The sequence below is a fragment of the Janthinobacterium rivuli genome (assembly GCF_009208735.1).
Classification (GTDB): Bacteria; Pseudomonadota; Gammaproteobacteria; order Burkholderiales; family Burkholderiaceae_D; genus Janthinobacterium.
On sequence record NZ_WFLJ01000005.1, the window covers coordinates 98,444 to 115,029 of the forward strand.

Genomic DNA, 16,586 nt, shown 5'->3' on the forward strand with positions numbered 1-16,586 from the left:
TTTTCTGGCGCGCTGGTATGGTGTGCGGAATGACGCCGGGAGCAGGGCGGGGAAGGGAGGAGGACGCCGTGCGGCGCCGCACGGCAGTTACGGTGCGGTTTCCTTGCGCAAATCGGCAGGCGGCACGCGCGACAGGTCCAGCAGCATCTGCGTCAAGGCCAGTATCTGGCGCTGCATCAGCCGGTAGTCGAGCTGGGTCGTAGTGTCGATGCCATGGTCGAGCAAATAATACGGTTGCGCCATGTAATGAAGCGTGGGAACGGGCTGCGCGGACTGGAAATACGGGTCCTCGCCAAACCAGGCTGCATGCTCCTGGCCGGGTTTGCTCGACGGCAGCACGAACGCGGGTGCCGCGTTGACCTGTTTCAGCATGGCGTAGGACGCCTCCAGCAGTGCGGGCGTGCGCGGCGAGAACAAGGCAGCCGGCTCGACCCTGCCCGTGGGATGCAAATATCCATCGCTGTCGGGCAGCACCTCCAGCGCGCCCAGGTGCTCGATGGCCAGCATGGCGGCCATGCGCTGCGTCAATCCATCGTCCTGGTGGCGCTTGAAAAACTGCTCGATGCCCACGCCGCCCGCAAAATGGCCGCTCGTCAGCAGCAGCATGACGCTGCGCGGCAGGCTGCCTTGCGGCAAGCGCGCCAGGTACTGGGCCATGTCGACGATGGCGTTCGGGCCATTGTCGTCCAGCCCGTTCGGGCCATCCGTGTGGCTGGCCAGCACCATCAATTCCTCGGACTTCCCGGGGATGATGCCGATCAAATTGCGCGTCTGCGCCTGCCGCACGGTGGCAGCCATGGTCAGCCGCAAGATGGGCGCCGTGCCGGCCAGCACCCCTTCGCGCAAGCGCTGGCCCTGCGCGCGGTCGATAAACACGCCGGGCAACTGGCGCGCGACGCCGTCGTGAGGCGCATACAAGCCATCCGCCGTCCTCGATGGCGTATCGAGAATAACGATCACACCCGCCGCACCGGCCGCCTGCAAGCCGTCCAGCAAGGCGATGAACGGCTCCAGCCTCTGGAACGGACGCGCATACGGCGTGTCCGGCCCCATGGCATTCTGCGGATCGTGCACATGCGCGGCCGACTGGCGGAAAGCCTGGCCCGTCCACGCCACTGTGGGCAGCTCGACGAGCACCAGCTTGCCGGCCAGGCTGGCATTGGGCCTGATCCCGGGCGCCAGATAGGCGAGGCGCCCCGTCATGCCGGACGGCGGCGTCATGCCCGAATACGGAATATAGCCGGCCGACGGCAGCACGCCAGGCCGGTCGCCGGACACCACTTCCAGGCCCCAGTCTTCCGGCTGCACCGACCATTGCCGGAAGCTGACCGGCTCGAAGCCCAGCTGTTTGACACCGGCGCGCGCCAGGCGTTCACGCAGGGCGTCGATATAGGCTTCATGCCGGGGCGAACCCGTGGCGCGCAGGCGGCGCTCGTCCAGATCGACCTGCCAATCCAGCAGTTGTTTTCTGGACAGGAATTGCGTAGCGTCGACCGTCACGGCAGCCGACGGCGGCAGGGCGCGCGCAGGCCAAGGGCCGGGCTTGCTGGCACAGGCGCACAGACCGGCCGCGATGGCCAGCACGCCGGCGAGGGACAGCAAGCGGCGGCAATGCGGGAGCGCGGGGCGTGGATGCGCCTGGGTCATGCGGGTCTCCAGATTCTCGGCATTCAATGTTGAGACTTCTCATGCAAAATAGTCGACAAGACATTGATTTCATTGTTGATTTAATTGATATCGGCAGCCATGGAAAGCTTGTCGCGGGCCGTAATTTACCACGGGGCAAGGCAATCGGCCGGCACGCATCAGCAGGCGATACCCTGTTTCCCAGCGCGCCCAGTTCCATTCAGGCCGGCGACGTGCTGGACCAGGCATTGCTGCCGCAAACGATGCCCGGACACGACCTGGTCGACACCAATCTGGTGGGCGACGATATGGACGACCAGGCCAACAGCATCATTGCCGCCATGCGGGCCTCAGGTGTCGAACGCCTGGTTTTCGTGCTGTCGATGGGCATCTACGATGAAGTTCCCGGGAAATTCGCTGCCTGAAACAACGCCACGCTAGCCGAAGACCTGAAACCATTCCACCGCGCCGCCGACACCATCGAAGCATCGGGCCTGACATACGCGATCGTGCGTCCAGCCTGGATGACGGACGAAGAAGAAGTCGACTACGAACTGACGACGCGCCACGCGCCGTTCAACGTTCAAGGGCACCGTGGTCTCGCGCAAGAGCGTGGCAGACCTGATCGCCAGCATCATCGAAGCGCCAGACTTGCACCGGCACGCCAACCTGGGCTTGAACAAACCGAACACGGACGGGGGGACAGGCCGTATTTCATGTAGCGTGCTCAAGTGCCGCTGGCCAGCGGCAGCAGCGGCACGCAGATGGGAGAAATCGCATTTGCGATTGGGCAGTTGGCAAAATGGGGGTTTTCTCAAATTCATCGATAACTTCGCATAATTTATATTATGTCAAATGGTGGGTGGAGGTGGACGATACTTTTAAGTATCAAAATACATCGTTCACATAACACTGCTTGGCGCCCAAGGTTGTTGGGACGCCCACAGAACTAGTCACCTATCTCATTGTGCTCAGTAATATCAAAAATTGACCAGTCGGGGATCGATCTACGCAAAATTATGACCCTGATCACTTGCACACAAAGAACGATAACTTCCTTCATTAATGCAGCGGTGGTTATCCTTTGACCGCAAACAGATATCATTTCGGAGGGGTTGGCCTGCCCCGTATGAACAAGTTTGCTGCGGACCTCGTAGGACTTCTTTAATAAAGCGGCATTTCTTTTGCGAACATCAACTGTTCCACCGATCAACCGAACTGACCTGACGGTAATTTTATGCATCATTTCATTGTTAGCTTTGTCCCCGAGCAGTGCTTCAAACGCCGTCGCAACCTCAACCGCGCAATCACCAACGCTACGACGGCGTTGAGCTTGATTGAGCCGTTGGAGAGCAACCCGGACAGGAGCGCGCATAGGCTCAGAAAGGGAAAGATATGCTTGAACTATTTTTTGCGCATCGTGCTCATTTAAAATGCTGAAATCTCCTAAAGAACTAGGCAAAATCTCATGCATGTGTCCACCCCGTCCGCCACCTAAACTAGCCCGCTCTAAATCTGGATCATCAAATGTAAACCAATATGCCGAGGACATTGATATTCTTGGCCCAACAACCGTTAGCACAGTGATTATCTCATTGAACAATTCGTGATTCTTTAAAAAATCATCATTTTCTAAAGCATCTGATTGTTTAGGATCATAGATATAGGGATCGATTAATTTTTCAAAAACCAGTGCAGATTGCGGCGGGATAAAATCCAGCATACTTGTAACTGTACTAGTATTGAAATTTCCCATTATAAATTTCTTTTGCTCACTATCTGGAATATCCTCAATCGGTACAATTTTCACTTCCGCTGTAAGTTGAATTTGTCTATCAACAGGAACGCCCCAAATGGCACATATGAATTTTCCGGTTGCAGCTTTAGTTCCAAGTACCTTCAATGCCCATTCTATGGCTGCCTCTGCTGATTTATATTTTAGCGCTAGCTTTAGAAGCGATGTACCAATGTAAAATGGATAAAAACCAGTAGCTCCATTTCCTGTGCGAACCATTCTAGTTTCCTCACCTGGGAAACGATGATCCCGAGCAACAATTTCATTTAATTTCTTCCCCATCTCATCCATCTTTAAAATAGCAGAATATCTAATATCATCATCTCGACATTCCAGAGCAGAAAGTAAATTAAATTCTCGCCCAGAGAAAATTAAATCTTGACTTTCCTTGCATAAGTCCGTCAATTCTTGCGATAAGGCATTTATTTGTTCATTCAATATTAGCGCCATTGATTCAGACATTTTTTAATCCATAATAATAAAACAAAAATAATTTCCCGTGCTGACGGTACTTGGATAACAGCATTATGTATCAAAATCACCGCGTCTGGCACGTCCGCAAATCCCGTGACAACGAATTTCATCTTTGAAGCACCGCTCACAGACCTTTAAACGCAGACAATATCGAGCTTGCTGAACCGCCCATTTTGGTACCCCAAGCATATACGTGAAATCACCGAGCATTCTGGTGCGGTTGACTGCCCGCCAGTTGGTCCGCCTAGAGTTGCGAATAATCCAGTATTGATTGCGGAACTCATCCTCTACTTGCTCAAGTATCCGCAGCGAATTAGCGTCAAAATTTGCCATGTCACTTCCCTCCTCCCCGTCAATCAAGGTGGAGTAACTGTCAGAACGGACAATCGTCCACCACTTGTGGTAATCCGGGCGCGGTCGCCAGGTACACGACGCCGAGATTGTTATTGCACCAAGTCTGCAAGCCGTCCATGCAATGACCAGAAAGCGCCTGGAATGCGACCTGCGCAGCGCGCAGCATGTTTGTACAAAACGGGACCCGCCATACATCGACTTCCGGCACCACGATGCCCCTGGAGCGGAAGTAGCGTTTCTGGTCAAGCGCCCTGCACTGCATTTCCTTGCCGCAGTACTTTGCTATGTAGCTGGCGATCCTGTGCGCCCCGGCCACGCCGAAGCCGAAACGGTGCGGATCACGGACGTGGACTTGGCCCATCTGTTCGCCGTTCGGGCCACGCCCCAGGATGCTTTGCCAGATTGAGCGCAGCAGCGCATACATCTGCCGTCCAGCGACTGCCACATGAAAATGCAAGGCGCCACGGGCCTGTTCCTCAATGACCGCTACATAATGAAATTGTTTATGCTTACCAAGTTTTCGACAAAAGGCTTTCAGTGTTTTAATGCAAGTTCGCGGTCCAGCATGTTTTCTTTGTAGGTCAATGTGACCATGCGATCAGCGCCGATTTGCTTGCAGCAAAGGCGTACATTCTTTTTTGCGCGCCTGCCTGCATCGTCATCATTCGCTTCGCGCTGGCTCGACTGGCCGCGTTTTTCCCGTGGTTTGCGCTGCAGCGCTAGACCGATAAAGAAACGTTCTTTAGCGACACTGACTTCACGCTGTCCATCTGGAAATACGCGGCGTCTGGCCGTGTAAGTATCGTTCCAGCTATTCTTGATACCTCTGCCGACCAACCACGCGACAGAGCGAGTGAACAACTCCCTTTTATTTCAAATGATACAAACATGCTACAAAGCTGTTCAATAGTTTCGCGGATTCCTGCCGTTGACCTATGCAAGGCATGAACAACAAAGTTCTGCCGCACCAACAGGAGAGATCGTATGGCAGGAATATCAGCAGTCAGCGGCGGTACGGGATTTATCCCTACACAAAGCAAAAAAGACGTCACCAGCGCGGCGAGTGCCGCAGAGCAAAAGATCGCCGCGCCGGTCAGCGAGCCGCCGCAGGGTGCCAATGCGGAAGTCGCTGGCGCGACGGCCAGCAAGGCGCCGAACGGCGCGGCAGCGTTGTCGAACACGCTGCAGAGCCAGTACGACGCCTCGCGCGTAGACACGTCGGCTGTCGATGGACGCACCGCCAATACTGAGACCGGCAGCGCCGACATGGCCGAAGCTGGCGGTACCGAACAGGCCGGCGCGGCCGACGCGTCGGCCGGCGGCGATGACGCCAACCTCACCGCCACGGCGAGTTCCAGCGAGACTTACGAAGCCGAAGACAAGAACGAAAACGGCGAGGTCACCGAGCAGGAGCGCGCGGACTACAAGGAAACCAACGCCTATCTCAACAAGCATCCCGAAGCCGCTGCCAACGCAAAGGTCAAGGTCGCGGTCGATGCCTACGTGAATGGCGCGGCATCCTTCGCAGAACCACCACGGTCCGCCATTGCGACACAGGCCTGATACTACAATGGTGGGTATCAGTTAAACTGCTCCCGCTTACCGTTTCGTTCCTGTTTCAAGTAGACCATGCCAACAACTGCCGAAGTGCTCATCGTCGACGATGATCCCGATATCTGTACCCTGCTAGTCGCCTATCTGGGTGATTTCAGCATCCGCGCCCAAGCGGTCCATGACGGCACCGCGATGCGCTCGTCTCTTGCCCGGCAGCGCTTCGACATCATCATCCTGGATTTGATGTTGCCGGGTGAAGATGGACTGTCTCTGTGTCACAGCATCCGCTTCCTGTCTGATATTCCCATACTGATGCTCACGGCGCGGGGCGAACGCGGCGACAAGGTTGCCGGACTGGAAGCTGGCGCCGACGATTACGTGATTAAACCGTTCGACCCGCGCGAGCTGGTGGCGCGACTGCACACCATCTTGCGGCGCATTCGTGGCCGCGGTGTGGGAGCGCCGATGCCAGAGCGCAGGCCGCCGCCGGCCAACGACATCTGCTTCGGTGGCTGGCGGCTGAACCGCGCCACGCGCGAACTGACCTCGCCCGCGCAGTTGCTGATCCCCCTGTCCTACGGTGAATTCCGGCTGTTGTCGGCGTTCATCGAGAAGCCGCAAAGTGTCCTCAGCCGTAGCTATCTGTTGAGTGCGGCGCGCGGGCGCAGCATGGAGGCGTACGACCGAACCATCGACTTGCTGGTGTCCCGGCTGCGCCAGAAACTCGACACCGACAGCACGGCCAAGCCGCTGTTGCGCACCATCCGCGGCGAGGGTTATCTGCTCGACGTGGCATTCGACGCATGAGGTTCAAGTTCGTAGACACGCTGTTCTCTCGCCTGTTCGCCTTGGCAGTCAGCGCCATCGTGGCTAGCCACGCCATCGCCTTTGGCCTGTTTTTCATGCTCTATCACGATGCGGCTCGCTGCCACCCGCAGCCGCCGGTGGGCGGCGTGGTCATCGGAGTCGTCACGGAGTTGTTGGCACTGGCCACGGCCGCCTGGCTGGGTGCGCGCAGCATCGCGCGTCCGATCCAGCAATTGGCGGCCGCCGCAGTTGAACTCGGCAACGACGTGAACCGCTCGGCCCTGCCGGAAAGCGGCCCTGTCGAGGCGCAGTTGGCGGCGCGCGCTTTCAACCGCATGCAATCCGATCTGCGCCAGCAACTGGCTGCCCGCGGCCACTTTCTCGCCGCCGTTTCGCACGACCTGCGCACTCCGCTGACGCGAATACGGCTGCGCGTCGAACAGTTGGCCGAGCCCGATGTGCGCGCCCAACTGCACGCCGATGCCACCGAGATGGCCGCCATGCTCGACGCCACACTGGAGTATCTGCGCGGCGAAGCGGCCGTCGAGGTCCCGGCCATGCTCGATGTGCAAGCCCTGGTGAGTTCAATGACTGAAGATTATCAGGAGCAGGGACACGCCATCGAATACGCAGGCGTAGTCGCGCCCGTTCTGGCGCAGCCGATCGCGTTGCGGCGCGCCCTGGCCAATTTGATGGAAAATGCGCTGCGTTACGGCGGCATGACGAAGGTTGAGTGCGCCATGCACCCATCCGGACTGGCCATCACGATCCACGACCAGGGCCCAGGCATTCCGGCCGCCGAACTGACCGCCGTCATGCAGCCGTTCTACCGCCTGGAGTCGTCGCGTAACAAAGCCAGTGGTGGCGTCGGCCTCGGATTAGCCATCGCGTGCGAAGCCATTGAGAGACAAGGCGGCACGCTCACCTTATACAACGCCCCCGAAGGCGGCTTGGTCGCCACAGTGCTGTTGCGACCGAACAAATGTTGAGCGGCGCCAGCCTGATCCAGGCGCTGTTCTTTGTAAGCAGGATACGGCGTCCGGGCAAGTGCCGAGAATTGAGTCTTGTCTATCGGAAATTCAGACGTTCTGCAATCGCGAAGATCCCCATCCCAGCGAGCATGGCGATGAAGAAAACGAGCGGCTTGGCCCCTCCTGACGCCAGCGACGCCAAGGCCGGACCGGGGCAATAACCAGCCAGTCCCCAGCCGGCACCAAATGCCAGGCCGCCAAAGACCAGGCGCCGGTCGATTTGCCTCGATGTCGGCAAGCGCATCGCATCGCCCAACAGGCTGCGCTCCCTGCGCGATGCAAAACGGAATGCCACGATGCCGACGCCTATCGCGCCGCACATGACAAGGCCCAGCGACGGATTCCAACGCCCCGCGACGTCGAGGAAACCAAGCACTTTCGATGGATCCGTCATGCCCGATAGGATCAGTCCGATGCCAAAGACCAGACCCACAAGCCCCGCCAGTATGTTTTTCATTGCGAGTGCCTTAAGCGATGACGTGTCGGACGACAAAAACAGTGGCGAAGCCGGCAAGCATGAAGGCGACTGTCGCCACCAGTGAACGTGGTGACATGCGAGACAAGCCACAAACACCATGTCCGCTGGTGCAGCCTGACCCATAGCGCGTACCCACGCCGACCAGGAGGCCAGCAACAATCAAGGTGGGGATATCGGCGTCAATCCGTACCTCCGGCAACGTCAGCACTGCGCCATAGATCAATGGCGCGCCAATCAGGCCGGCAAGGAAAGCAACGCGCCAGGCGACATCGCCTTTCGGCCATTCCAGCAGACCGCCCAAGATGCCGCTAATGCCGGCAATACGGCCATTGAACAGGACAAACACCGCAGCCGACAAGCCGATGAGCATCCCTCCTGCCAACGAGGCCCATGGCGTAAAATTATTCCAATCAATCTGCACCTTACTTCTCCCATTCTGATTTGCTATTCATACAGTACCTGCTCGGCGCAACTCAAGCGGGGTTCGAGAATTCCTCGAATGCCGCCAGCGCATTGGCGCAATACATTGCCGACGGCCCGCCCCCCATGTAGATGGCCATGCCCAAGGTCTCCTCGAATTCGGCCCGGGTGGCGCCCAGCTTGACGAGGGCCTGCACATGAAATCCTATGCAGGCATCGCAATGGGCCGCGATGCCCAGGGCCAGCGCGATGAACTCCTTGGTTTTCCTGTCCAGCGCACCGTCGCGCGTTGCCGCGCGCGCCAGATCGCCAAAGCCTTTCATCACGTCGGGCATATCGGAACGCAGGGTCGCCAGTTGTTGCGATACCGACTGCGTCAGTGCGCGATAGCCGCCAGATTGCATGCTCATGTGTGCGCCTCCCTTGCCTGTTTCATTTTTTCACCGCACAGGTACGGATGCCAAACGGCAGATACGCGGGACAGAAGCGGAAAATGCCGGTCGCCAGGGGAATCACCCCCAGCCAGCCCCAGGCGCCGATGGCACCGCCCAGGGTGGCGGTGATCAGGCCCAGCCCCAGCAGTATCCGGATGGCACGATCGATATTGCCGACGTTCGCGTTCATGGTCTTGCTCCTCAATGGTTAATCGTCGCGATGACGACAGGAGACGCACGCCCTCGTTCCCGGTACGCGTCAAGCTCTACCCGTGCATATTTCATGCCAGCGTTACACAAAGTGAGGAGTGGAGAGAAAACAGGGACTTGGGACGACACGACAGGCAGCAGCGCGCTGCCATTCGACCGGCGGCACTGCCATGCTGGCAGCCTGGCAGTGCCGCCAGGCCACGACCGGCCGGCCAGGTGCTAGGCGATACCCAGCGCTTTCAGGCGGCGGTACAAGGTGCGCTCGCTGAGGCCAAGGTGCGCCGCGAGTTCCTTGCGCGTGCCGCCGAAGGTGGCGAACGCTGGCGCCGCGCGGCGGCATGTCTGGCGCGGCGCCCTGCGCCACCGGCGCCGCCAGCAGCTGCTCGACGCGGATCACGCCATCATCGGATCAGCGGCTGGACCTCGTGTTCGAAAAACGAAATCAAGGATTGCACCATGGGCGCGCTGGAGGATGGCTCGATGCGGGTGAGCGGTGGCGTTGGCATGCTGGCTCCTTTTGTGCAGCCATACTGTCGCAGGACTGCCAATGCGTCAAGTGGCACTGCCAGCGGCAGTGCCAAAGAAAGGCAGCGCATCGTTACATTGCGGCGTGGACGGCAGGAAAACGCCTGGAATCAGGCATTGGGGAGAGATATGTCGCCCAACCTCGTACTGGCACAGGTCTTGCGTTACCAGTTGGACCTCATGCACGCCAGGCTTGCACACCCAGGAGATAGACTCATCATGACCAACACATCACCGCAAATAGAAGGTTTCTTCGACCCCGCCACCAGCACCGTCAGCTATCTGGTGCTCGATCCGGCCACGCGCCGCTGCGCCTTGATCGATAGCGTGCTCGACTATGATCCTAAGTCGGGCCGCACCAGCACTGCCTCGGCCGACCGCCTGCTGGCGCGCGTCGCGGCCCTGGATGCCAGGGTCGAATGGCTACTGGAAACCCATGTGCATGCGGATCATTTGACCGCCGCGCCCTATCTGCAGGAAAAACTGGGCGGCAAGATCGGCATCGGCCAGCATATCGCCACCGTGCAGCAGGTATTCGGCAAGCTGTTTAACACCGGCGCCGACATGGCGCGCGACGGCAGCCAGTTCGACCATCTGTTTGCCGATGGCGAGCTGTTTACCATCGGCGCGCTGCAATGCCGCGCCCTGCACACGCCCGGCCATACACCGGCCTGCATGAGCTATGTCGTCAACGACGCTGCCCGCAGCGCCGCCTTTGTCGGCGACACGCTGTTCATGCCGGACTATGGCACGGCACGCTGCGACTTTCCCGGCGGCGATGCGCGCACCCTGTTCCACTCCATCAACAAGGTACTGAGCTTGCCGGAAGATACCCTGCTCTACATGTGCCATGACTACCAGCCGGGCGGCCGCGAAGTGCGCTATGTCAGCACCGTCGGCGAGGAGCGCAGCGGCAATATCCACGTGCGCAACGGCATCAGCGAAGAAGAGTTTGTTGCCATGCGCACCAGACGCGATGCGTCGCTGGAAATGCCGACCCTGATCCTTCCATCGGTGCAAGTCAATATGCGCGCTGGACATTTTCCCGAGCCTGAGGCGAACGGCATACGCTATCTGAAAATACCGCTCAACGCGGTCTGAAACAGACGGCACAGACTGGACGGAGAAAAAAATGCAAATTCATCAACTATCGCCCGCCCTTTCCATCTCGGCGCAAATTCTGCCGCACGAGCTGGCGGCGATCAGCGAGGCGGGCTTTCACTCGATTGTCTGCAATCGTCCCGATGGCGAGGGCGGCGACCAGCCCCTCTTTGCCGAGATCGAACGGGCGGCAAAGACGCTGGGCATGCGCGCCCATTACCTGCCGGCCGAACCGGGCAAAGTGAGCGATGAACAGGGCATCGCATTCGGACAACTGCTGGCTCGGCTACCGAAGCCGGTACTGGCCTATTGCCGAACAGGCATGCGCTCGACCACGATGTGGGCACTGTCGCAGGCGAATCAACAGTCCCTTCCACACATCATGGAGGCCGCAAAGAAGGCGGGTTTCGATCTGCACGGCGTGGCGCGGCGCATACTCAATCATGGCCGCACGCCGCTGGATGCCGCCGAAGTGACGCACGCCGTGGTCATCATCGGCGGCGGCGCCGCGGGCATCGCTACCGCATCGAGCCTCCTGGCGCGCCAACCCGATCTCGACGTCGCCATTATCGACCCTGCCGACGTCCATTACTACCAGCCTGGCTGGACCCTGGTTGGCGCCGGCATATTCGATGCTCCGCAAACCGCCCATACCATGGCATCGACCATTCCCCGTGGCGCGCACTGGATCAAGTCCGCCGTGGCGGCATTTGAACCGGAACGCAACGCCGTCATTCTGGATGGCTGCCGGATCGTCCGGTATGAACAACTGCTCATTTGTCCTGGCCTGAAGCTTGACTGGCATGCGATCGACGGATTGCCCGAAACCCTGGGACGCAATGGCGTCACCTCCAACTATCTGTACCATCTCGCGCCATACACCTGGAACCTGGTGCAGTCCCTGCGCGCCGGACGGGCAATTTTCACCCAGCCGCCGATGCCGATCAAATGCGCCGGTGCGCCACAAAAAGCGATGTACCTGTCCGCCGACCACTGGAAGCGCCATGGCGTGCTGGGGCAGATAGAGGTCGAATTCTGCAGTGCCGGCGCGGTGCTGTTCGGCGTTGCCGATTACGTGCCGGCGCTGATGGAATACATAGACGCTTACGCCGTCGATCTCAATTTCGGCCATACGCTGGTGAGCGTTAACGGGCCTGCCAAAATCGCCACCTTCAGTCGCACAGGCGCTGACGGCGGCAGGCAACTCGTCGAGCGTCCGTTCGATCTGCTGCACGTCGTGCCGCCCCAGGTGGCGCCCGACTTCATTCGTGTCAGCACCCTGGCCGTCGCCGCCGGCTGGCTCGACGTCGATCCCGCGACACTGCGGCATCGGGTGTGGAGCAATATCCATGCACTGGGTGACGTTGCCAATACGGCCAACGCGAAGACGGCAGCGGCGGCGCGCAAACAGGGCCCCGTCGTGGCCCATAATGTGCTGGCAGCGCTGGGCCGGGCCACCGGCAGCGCGCGCTACGACGGCTACGGCTCCTGCCCGTTGACTGTCGAGCGCGGCAAGATCGTGCTGGCGGAATTTACCTATGGCGGCAAGCTGGCCCCCAGCTTGCCGACCTGGCTCATCGACGGCACCCGTCCTTCGCGACTGGCCTGGCTGCTCAAGGAGCGCATCCTGCCGCCGCTGTATTGGCGAGGCATGCTCAAGGGCCGCGAGTGGATGGCGAAACCCGAGTTGGCCGATCAATGACGCCAAGCCGTTATTTTAGGGACCGACCATGACCATCATCCTGCTACTTGGCTTTACAGTCGGCATTATCCTGGCACTCACCGGTGCCGGCGGAGGCATCCTTGCCGTGCCGTTGCTGGTCTTTGCCGCTGACTTGAGCATGGTGCAGGCGGGTCCGATCGGCTTGCTTGCGGTCGGCCTGGCGGCGGCCCTGGGCGCGGTGATGGGCCTGAAATCCGGGACGGTGCGCTACAAGGCGGCGATGCTCATCGCCGGCGCGGGCATCCTCTGCTCCCCTCTTGGCGTGTGGCTGGCGCAGCGCAGTCCGAATCGGCCGCTGGCGATCCTGTTTTCCCTCGTCCTGCTCTACGTTGCGCTGCGCGTCTACCAGCGCGCCACTTCCGGCTCTGCCGATATCGCGGCGTCCGGCAAACGCGCGCCGCCCTGCCAACTCGACGCCACGCGTGGAAAACTGCGTTGGACGGCCCCTTGCGCCAGGGCGCTGGCCCTGGCGGGCGTGGCTGCGGGAATCCTGTCCGGTTTGCTGGGCGTCGGCGGCGGCTTCGTGATGGTTCCCGCATTGCAACGCTACACGGATTTGACAACGCAATCGATCGTCGCGACCTCGCTTGCGGTCATTGCGCTGGTATCGATGTCAGGCGTCGTCGCAAGTACGGCGGCCGGTCACTTGCAATGGGCCATTGCGCTGCCTTTCGCCATCGGTTCCCTGGCCGGCATGGCGGGTGGCCGTCTGGTCGCCTCCAGGCTACCGGCGCCGCATCTGCAGAAAGCGTTTGCGATTGTTTCCGCTTTGGCCGCGCTGGCGCTGTTTATCAAGGCCATCTGATGGCGCGCACTCGTGCGCCACGCCGACCCTGATCCCATCAGAATGCCTTGTGCTCAGTCGCAACAAGAGACATGGTCAATTGCTCCAGATGAGCAACGCCCACAGGATCCTCCGCCAGCAATGGCACTACCGCGTAGCGATGCGCGAGCTGCCGGGCCACTGTCGCGATGTGCCCCTGTTCGTTCAGGGCACGCTGGCGCAGCAGCGGCGAGCGTGGTTTGGCCGCACACAGACTGTTGTTGATGACCCAGGCCCACGGTTCAATTCCCGCCCTGCGCAAGTCGGCCTGCAGGCCGGCGGCCTCCAGCACCGGGGTCGTCTCGGCCAGCGTGACGATCAATACCTTGGTCTGGGCCTGGTCCTGCAACTGCATCATGGGCGTGGTGAAGTGCATCTGCGTGTCGGCCATCTGGCGCATCACTTCACGGTGATAAGCGCCAGTTGCGTCGAGCAGCAACAGCGTGTGGCCCGTGGGCGCGGTATCCATCACGACAAACTTTCTGCCAGCCTCGCGAATCGCGCGCGAGAACGCCTGAAAGACGGCGATTTCTTCGGTACAGGGCGAGCGCAAGTCTTCCTCCAGCAAAGCGCGTCCGGCCGCATCCAGTTTCTTGCCTTTTGTATCCATCACCTCCCGGCGGTAGCGCTCGGTTTCCACATGCGGATCGATACGGCTCACGCTCAGATGCTCCATTGATCCGCGGAGCGTTTCGGACAGGTTCCCGGCCGGATCCGAGGTCGTCAGATGCACCGCATGGCCGCGCCTGGCCAGCGCCACCGCCACGGCAGCGGCAATGGTGGTCTTGCCGACACCGCCCTTCCCCATCAGCATGATCAGACCGTGGCCGTTCCGGGCAATCTCGTCGACAAGGCTGGCAAGGGCAGGCGTGGCGATCGCTGGCAGCGCCACAACGGCGGGAGGAGCGCTGCCGTTCACGGCCAGCAGCAGGCGGCGCAAGGCATCAAGGCCGACCAGGTTGAACGGCATCAGCGGGATCCGGTCCTGGGGCAGTGACCGCAGTGCCTCGGGCAATGCGGCCAAGGCGCGCTGCTCGCGCTGCACGACGGACGCGGCCAGCGCATCGCTTGCACCCTCTGACGCTGGCAACACGCCATTGATGACGAGATACTGCTGCGTCAATCCAATGGCGGCCAGTTCATCGTGCGTGCGGGCAGCTTCACGCAGGGTGGCGCTTTGGGCCCGCGCCACCAGGATCAAGCGACTGCGCGCAGGATCGGCCAGCGCCGCGACGGCCGCATGGTAGCGGTCGCGCTGCTTTTCCAGTCCGGCCAGCGGCCCCAGACAGGAAGCATCGCCCTTGCCCTCCTCCAGGAACGCATCCCAGGCGCCCGGCAATTGCAGCATCCGTATGGTATGGCCGGTAGGTGCCGTATCGAACACGATGTGGTCATAATCCTTGAGGATTTGCTCATCGGTGAGCAGCGCGGTAAATTCGTCGAAGGCCGCGATTTCGGTGGTGCACGCTCCGGAAAGCTGCTCCTCGATGGATTTGACCACCGTTTCCGGCAACACGCCCCGCACCGGCCCGACGATCTTGTCGCGATACAACTGGGCGGCGGCCTGCGGATCGATTTCCAGCGCGCTCAGACCGGGAACGGCCAGGATGGCAGTGATCCGGTTGCCGATCGCCATATCAAACACCTGGCCGACGTTGGAAGCAGGATCCGTGCTGACCAGCAGGACGCGCCGGCCCTGGTCTGCCAACAGCACGGCATGGGCGCAGGCCAGCGAGGTTTTCCCCACGCCGCCTTTGCCCGTAAAGAACATGAACGAAGGAGGATGGTCGAGAAAGTGGAAGGCGGCTGGCATGCAGGAACTCCTCAGCAGGTTTTTCCGCCGCAGCAGGAGCCGGCGGCTGGGGCACTGGTGTCGGCCATGGCGACGCCGGCCCAGCGGGCCAGTTCCGCCCGCTGCGGGTAGCGCCCGGCCAGGGCAATCTCGCCATCCACCAATATCAACGGTAGCGAATCGGCACCGGAGCGCTCCAGGAAGCGCTTGACTTGCACGTTATCGGCAAAGGCCATCGGTTGCTGGGCCAGGTTGTAGCGCTCCAGCTGCACACCGTTGAGCCGCGCCCAATCCGCATCGGCTGAAAACTGGAGCAACTGCGGTTCAATGTTCACTCCGCATACGCCACTGCTGCAGCACATGGCGGGATCGAATACCTGAATGATTGTCATTTGCAAGCTCTCCTGTCTCCCCTGTTTCCAGACAATAGGCCCAATATGGCCCCGAAACAAGCGCGGCGGCACAGTGTGCCGCATGTTTTTACAAAAAAATTGATCTCGCGATGGTTGACCCGCAAATACCCGGATTTTTCATCGCGCGATGCCGGGCAGGTAAGTATGATGTCAGCATGAACTCCCATACTAAGGTGCTTATAAAGGAGAGCGAGCGATGTTCTTAGCGCGCACCTGCATGGTGCTGTCCGCCCTGATTTTCAGCGGCGCGGCCTGTGCGGATATCAATTGCACGGACCCGATTGCCGACTGGAAACCTCGCGAGCAATTGCAGCGTGAGGCCGAACAGCGCGGCTGGACCGTGCAGCGCATCAAGATCGATGATGGCTGCTACGAGCTCAGAGCCATTGATCGCAACGGCAACAAAATCAAGGCCAAATACTCCCCGGCATCGCTGCGCATGCGCAGCCTGGCGGTGGACTTCGGCAGTGACGGCGACGCCACCGACTACCTTGGCCCCGTGCCGCAGGGGCCAATCAGGCGGCGTGCAGGGCCAACATCCCACGGGGAAAAGCAATGAAAAACATGATAGTCTGCGCCTGCCTTGCAGGTGCATTGACGCTGCCCGGCTTCGTCCAGGCGCGCCCGGTCACACTCACAGCGCAACTGAAGAATTACGCCGGCAACGGCGCCTACCTGGCGGTGTATGTTACGGATGCCGCCGGCAAATATAAGAAAACGCTGTGGATCGCTGGAAAGAAGACGAAGTATTACAAGCACCTGAGCGACTGGGCACGCGGTAGCGGCATGAACGCGCGCGAATTTGACGGAGTCAGCGGAGCGAGCGTCGGCAGCGGCAAAACGCTTAAGGTGACAGTCGAGCTGGCCGACACCCTGATTGATGCAGGTTACGAGATCCGGATTGACAGCGCCGCAGAGGACGGGCGCGATCATCCGGCCGACGTGCGCACGCCGTTGACCAAACAGGGTGCCGGCAAACCCGTCGGTGGACGCGGCTACGTCAAATCCTTCACTTACGACATGTAG

General features: G+C 60.2%; 19 protein-coding genes and 2 pseudogenes. 9 read left to right on the forward strand and 12 right to left on the reverse strand.

The window, feature by feature from the left end; all coding sequences use genetic code 11:
• Window positions 1-87 precede the first annotated feature (87 nt).
• The gene (locus GCN78_RS08030) at window positions 88-1,647 is read right to left on the reverse strand and encodes a M28 family metallopeptidase (RefSeq protein ID WP_152251241.1); all 1,560 of its coding nucleotides are present in this window, start codon (window positions 1,645-1,647) and stop codon (window positions 88-90) included.
• Window positions 1,648-1,688: 41 nt separating this feature from the next.
• Between GCN78_RS08030 and GCN78_RS08035 the strand changes: the two are divergent.
• A pseudogene (locus GCN78_RS08035) lies at window positions 1,689-2,348 on the forward strand (NAD(P)H-binding protein).
• Between the two features lie 227 nt (window positions 2,349-2,575).
• On the opposite strand, the gene GCN78_RS08040 reads toward GCN78_RS08035, so the two are convergent.
• The 4 genes from GCN78_RS08040 to GCN78_RS29605 form a co-directional block, all read right to left on the reverse strand.
• Window positions 2,576-3,883: a HEPN domain-containing protein gene (locus tag GCN78_RS08040; RefSeq protein WP_152251242.1), complete on the reverse strand. Its 1,308-nt coding sequence runs from the start codon at window positions 3,881-3,883 to the stop codon at window positions 2,576-2,578.
• A 63-nt stretch (window positions 3,884-3,946) separates the two neighbouring features.
• Window positions 3,947-4,228: a hypothetical protein gene (locus tag GCN78_RS08045; protein WP_152251243.1), complete on the reverse strand. Its 282-nt coding sequence runs from the start codon at window positions 4,226-4,228 to the stop codon at window positions 3,947-3,949.
• 40 nt (window positions 4,229-4,268) lie between these two features.
• The gene (locus tag GCN78_RS29600) at window positions 4,269-4,835 is read right to left on the reverse strand and encodes a rolling circle replication-associated protein (protein ID WP_461419037.1); all 567 of its coding nucleotides are present in this window, start codon (window positions 4,833-4,835) and stop codon (window positions 4,269-4,271) included.
• The gene (locus GCN78_RS29605) at window positions 4,784-5,110 is read right to left on the reverse strand and encodes a hypothetical protein (protein ID WP_226939526.1); all 327 of its coding nucleotides are present in this window, start codon (window positions 5,108-5,110) and stop codon (window positions 4,784-4,786) included. The genes GCN78_RS29600 and GCN78_RS29605 overlap by 52 nt, the downstream gene beginning before the upstream one ends.
• Window positions 5,111-5,233: 123 nt before the next feature.
• On the opposite strand from GCN78_RS29605, the gene GCN78_RS08055 reads away from it, so the two are divergent.
• The 3 genes from GCN78_RS08055 to GCN78_RS08065 all read left to right on the forward strand — a co-directional run bounded on the left by GCN78_RS08055 (window position 5,234) and on the right by GCN78_RS08065 (window position 7,599).
• Entirely contained in the window at window positions 5,234-5,812 is a 579-nt protein-coding gene (locus GCN78_RS08055; RefSeq protein WP_152251244.1) for a hypothetical protein, read from the forward strand.
• A 66-nt stretch (window positions 5,813-5,878) separates the two neighbouring features.
• Window positions 5,879-6,610, forward strand: coding sequence for a response regulator (locus tag GCN78_RS08060; protein ID WP_152251245.1), 732 nt, complete (start codon window positions 5,879-5,881; stop codon window positions 6,608-6,610).
• Entirely contained in the window at window positions 6,607-7,599 is a 993-nt protein-coding gene (locus tag GCN78_RS08065) for an ATP-binding protein (RefSeq protein WP_152251246.1), read from the forward strand. The genes GCN78_RS08060 and GCN78_RS08065 overlap by 4 nt, the downstream gene beginning before the upstream one ends.
• A 79-nt stretch (window positions 7,600-7,678) precedes the next feature.
• Here the strand turns inward: GCN78_RS08065 and GCN78_RS08070 are convergent, their stop codons facing one another.
• From GCN78_RS08070 to GCN78_RS29975, 5 genes and pseudogenes are all read right to left on the reverse strand, one after another.
• Window positions 7,679-8,098, reverse strand: coding sequence for a YeeE/YedE family protein (locus GCN78_RS08070; RefSeq protein WP_152251247.1), 420 nt, complete (start codon window positions 8,096-8,098; stop codon window positions 7,679-7,681).
• A 10-nt stretch (window positions 8,099-8,108) separates the two neighbouring features.
• On the reverse strand, window positions 8,109-8,540 hold the full coding sequence (locus tag GCN78_RS08075) for a YeeE/YedE family protein (RefSeq protein WP_193316656.1): 432 nt from the start codon (window positions 8,538-8,540) through the stop codon (window positions 8,109-8,111).
• 52 nt (window positions 8,541-8,592) lie between these two features.
• The gene (locus GCN78_RS08080; protein WP_226939545.1) at window positions 8,593-8,943 is read right to left on the reverse strand and encodes a carboxymuconolactone decarboxylase family protein; all 351 of its coding nucleotides are present in this window, start codon (window positions 8,941-8,943) and stop codon (window positions 8,593-8,595) included.
• 28 nt (window positions 8,944-8,971) lie between these two features.
• On the reverse strand, window positions 8,972-9,163 hold the full coding sequence (locus GCN78_RS08085) for a YgaP family membrane protein (protein WP_152251249.1): 192 nt from the start codon (window positions 9,161-9,163) through the stop codon (window positions 8,972-8,974).
• Between the two features lie 239 nt (window positions 9,164-9,402).
• A pseudogene (locus GCN78_RS29975) lies at window positions 9,403-9,592 on the reverse strand (helix-turn-helix domain-containing protein); the annotation flags it as partial.
• Window positions 9,593-9,927: 335 nt separating this feature from the next.
• Here GCN78_RS29975 and GCN78_RS08095 point away from each other — a divergent pair.
• Genes GCN78_RS08095 through GCN78_RS08105 form a run of 3 tightly spaced genes read left to right on the forward strand, consistent with a single transcriptional unit; the run spans window position 9,928 to window position 13,337 of the window.
• The gene (locus GCN78_RS08095) at window positions 9,928-10,809 is read left to right on the forward strand and encodes an MBL fold metallo-hydrolase (protein WP_152251250.1); all 882 of its coding nucleotides are present in this window, start codon (window positions 9,928-9,930) and stop codon (window positions 10,807-10,809) included.
• 31 nt (window positions 10,810-10,840) lie between these two features.
• Window positions 10,841-12,511, forward strand: coding sequence for a bifunctional protein tyrosine phosphatase family protein/NAD(P)/FAD-dependent oxidoreductase (locus GCN78_RS08100; RefSeq protein ID WP_152251251.1), 1,671 nt, complete (start codon window positions 10,841-10,843; stop codon window positions 12,509-12,511).
• 28 nt (window positions 12,512-12,539) lie between these two features.
• On the forward strand, window positions 12,540-13,337 hold the full coding sequence (locus GCN78_RS08105) for a sulfite exporter TauE/SafE family protein (RefSeq protein ID WP_152251252.1): 798 nt from the start codon (window positions 12,540-12,542) through the stop codon (window positions 13,335-13,337).
• A gap of 37 nt (window positions 13,338-13,374) precedes the next feature.
• Here the strand turns inward: GCN78_RS08105 and arsA are convergent, their stop codons facing one another.
• Window positions 13,375-15,168 (reverse strand): arsenical pump-driving ATPase, encoded by a 1,794-nt coding sequence (gene arsA, locus GCN78_RS08110; RefSeq protein WP_152251253.1) that lies wholly within the window; start codon window positions 15,166-15,168, stop codon window positions 13,375-13,377.
• A gap of 11 nt (window positions 15,169-15,179) precedes the next feature.
• Entirely contained in the window at window positions 15,180-15,539 is a 360-nt protein-coding gene (gene arsD / locus GCN78_RS08115) for an arsenite efflux transporter metallochaperone ArsD (RefSeq protein WP_152251254.1), read from the reverse strand.
• 217 nt (window positions 15,540-15,756) lie between these two features.
• Here arsD and GCN78_RS08120 point away from each other — a divergent pair, with 217 nt between their 5' ends.
• The gene (locus GCN78_RS08120; protein ID WP_152251255.1) at window positions 15,757-16,119 is read left to right on the forward strand and encodes a PepSY domain-containing protein; all 363 of its coding nucleotides are present in this window, start codon (window positions 15,757-15,759) and stop codon (window positions 16,117-16,119) included.
• Entirely contained in the window at window positions 16,116-16,586 is a 471-nt protein-coding gene (locus GCN78_RS08125; RefSeq protein ID WP_152251256.1) for a DUF2271 domain-containing protein, read from the forward strand. Before GCN78_RS08120 ends, GCN78_RS08125 begins: the two co-directional genes overlap by 4 nt.

Excerpts from the sequence above, each read along its gene's own strand:
- GCN78_RS08030 (WP_152251241.1), bottom strand. The coding sequence starts at position 1,647 with ATGACCCAGGCGCATCCACGCCCCGCGCTCCCGCATTGCCGCCGCTTG.
- GCN78_RS08040 (WP_152251242.1), bottom strand. The coding sequence starts at position 3,883 with ATGTCTGAATCAATGGCGCTAATATTGAATGAACAAATAAATGCCTTA.
- GCN78_RS08045 (WP_152251243.1), bottom strand. The coding sequence starts at position 4,228 with ATGGCAAATTTTGACGCTAATTCGCTGCGGATACTTGAGCAAGTAGAG.
- GCN78_RS08055 (WP_152251244.1), top strand. The coding sequence starts at position 5,234 with ATGGCAGGAATATCAGCAGTCAGCGGCGGTACGGGATTTATCCCTACA.
- GCN78_RS08060 (WP_152251245.1), top strand. The coding sequence starts at position 5,879 with ATGCCAACAACTGCCGAAGTGCTCATCGTCGACGATGATCCCGATATC.
- GCN78_RS08065 (WP_152251246.1), top strand. The coding sequence starts at position 6,607 with ATGAGGTTCAAGTTCGTAGACACGCTGTTCTCTCGCCTGTTCGCCTTG.
- GCN78_RS08070 (WP_152251247.1), bottom strand. The coding sequence starts at position 8,098 with ATGAAAAACATACTGGCGGGGCTTGTGGGTCTGGTCTTTGGCATCGGA.
- GCN78_RS08080 (WP_226939545.1), bottom strand. The coding sequence starts at position 8,943 with ATGCAATCTGGCGGCTATCGCGCACTGACGCAGTCGGTATCGCAACAA.
- GCN78_RS08085 (WP_152251249.1), bottom strand. The coding sequence starts at position 9,163 with ATGAACGCGAACGTCGGCAATATCGATCGTGCCATCCGGATACTGCTG.
- GCN78_RS08095 (WP_152251250.1), top strand. The coding sequence starts at position 9,928 with ATGACCAACACATCACCGCAAATAGAAGGTTTCTTCGACCCCGCCACC.
- GCN78_RS08100 (WP_152251251.1), top strand. The coding sequence starts at position 10,841 with ATGCAAATTCATCAACTATCGCCCGCCCTTTCCATCTCGGCGCAAATT.
- GCN78_RS08105 (WP_152251252.1), top strand. The coding sequence starts at position 12,540 with ATGACCATCATCCTGCTACTTGGCTTTACAGTCGGCATTATCCTGGCA.
- arsA (WP_152251253.1), bottom strand. The coding sequence starts at position 15,168 with ATGCCAGCCGCCTTCCACTTTCTCGACCATCCTCCTTCGTTCATGTTC.
- arsD (WP_152251254.1), bottom strand. The coding sequence starts at position 15,539 with ATGACAATCATTCAGGTATTCGATCCCGCCATGTGCTGCAGCAGTGGC.
- GCN78_RS08120 (WP_152251255.1), top strand. The coding sequence starts at position 15,757 with ATGTTCTTAGCGCGCACCTGCATGGTGCTGTCCGCCCTGATTTTCAGC.
- GCN78_RS08125 (WP_152251256.1), top strand. The coding sequence starts at position 16,116 with ATGAAAAACATGATAGTCTGCGCCTGCCTTGCAGGTGCATTGACGCTG.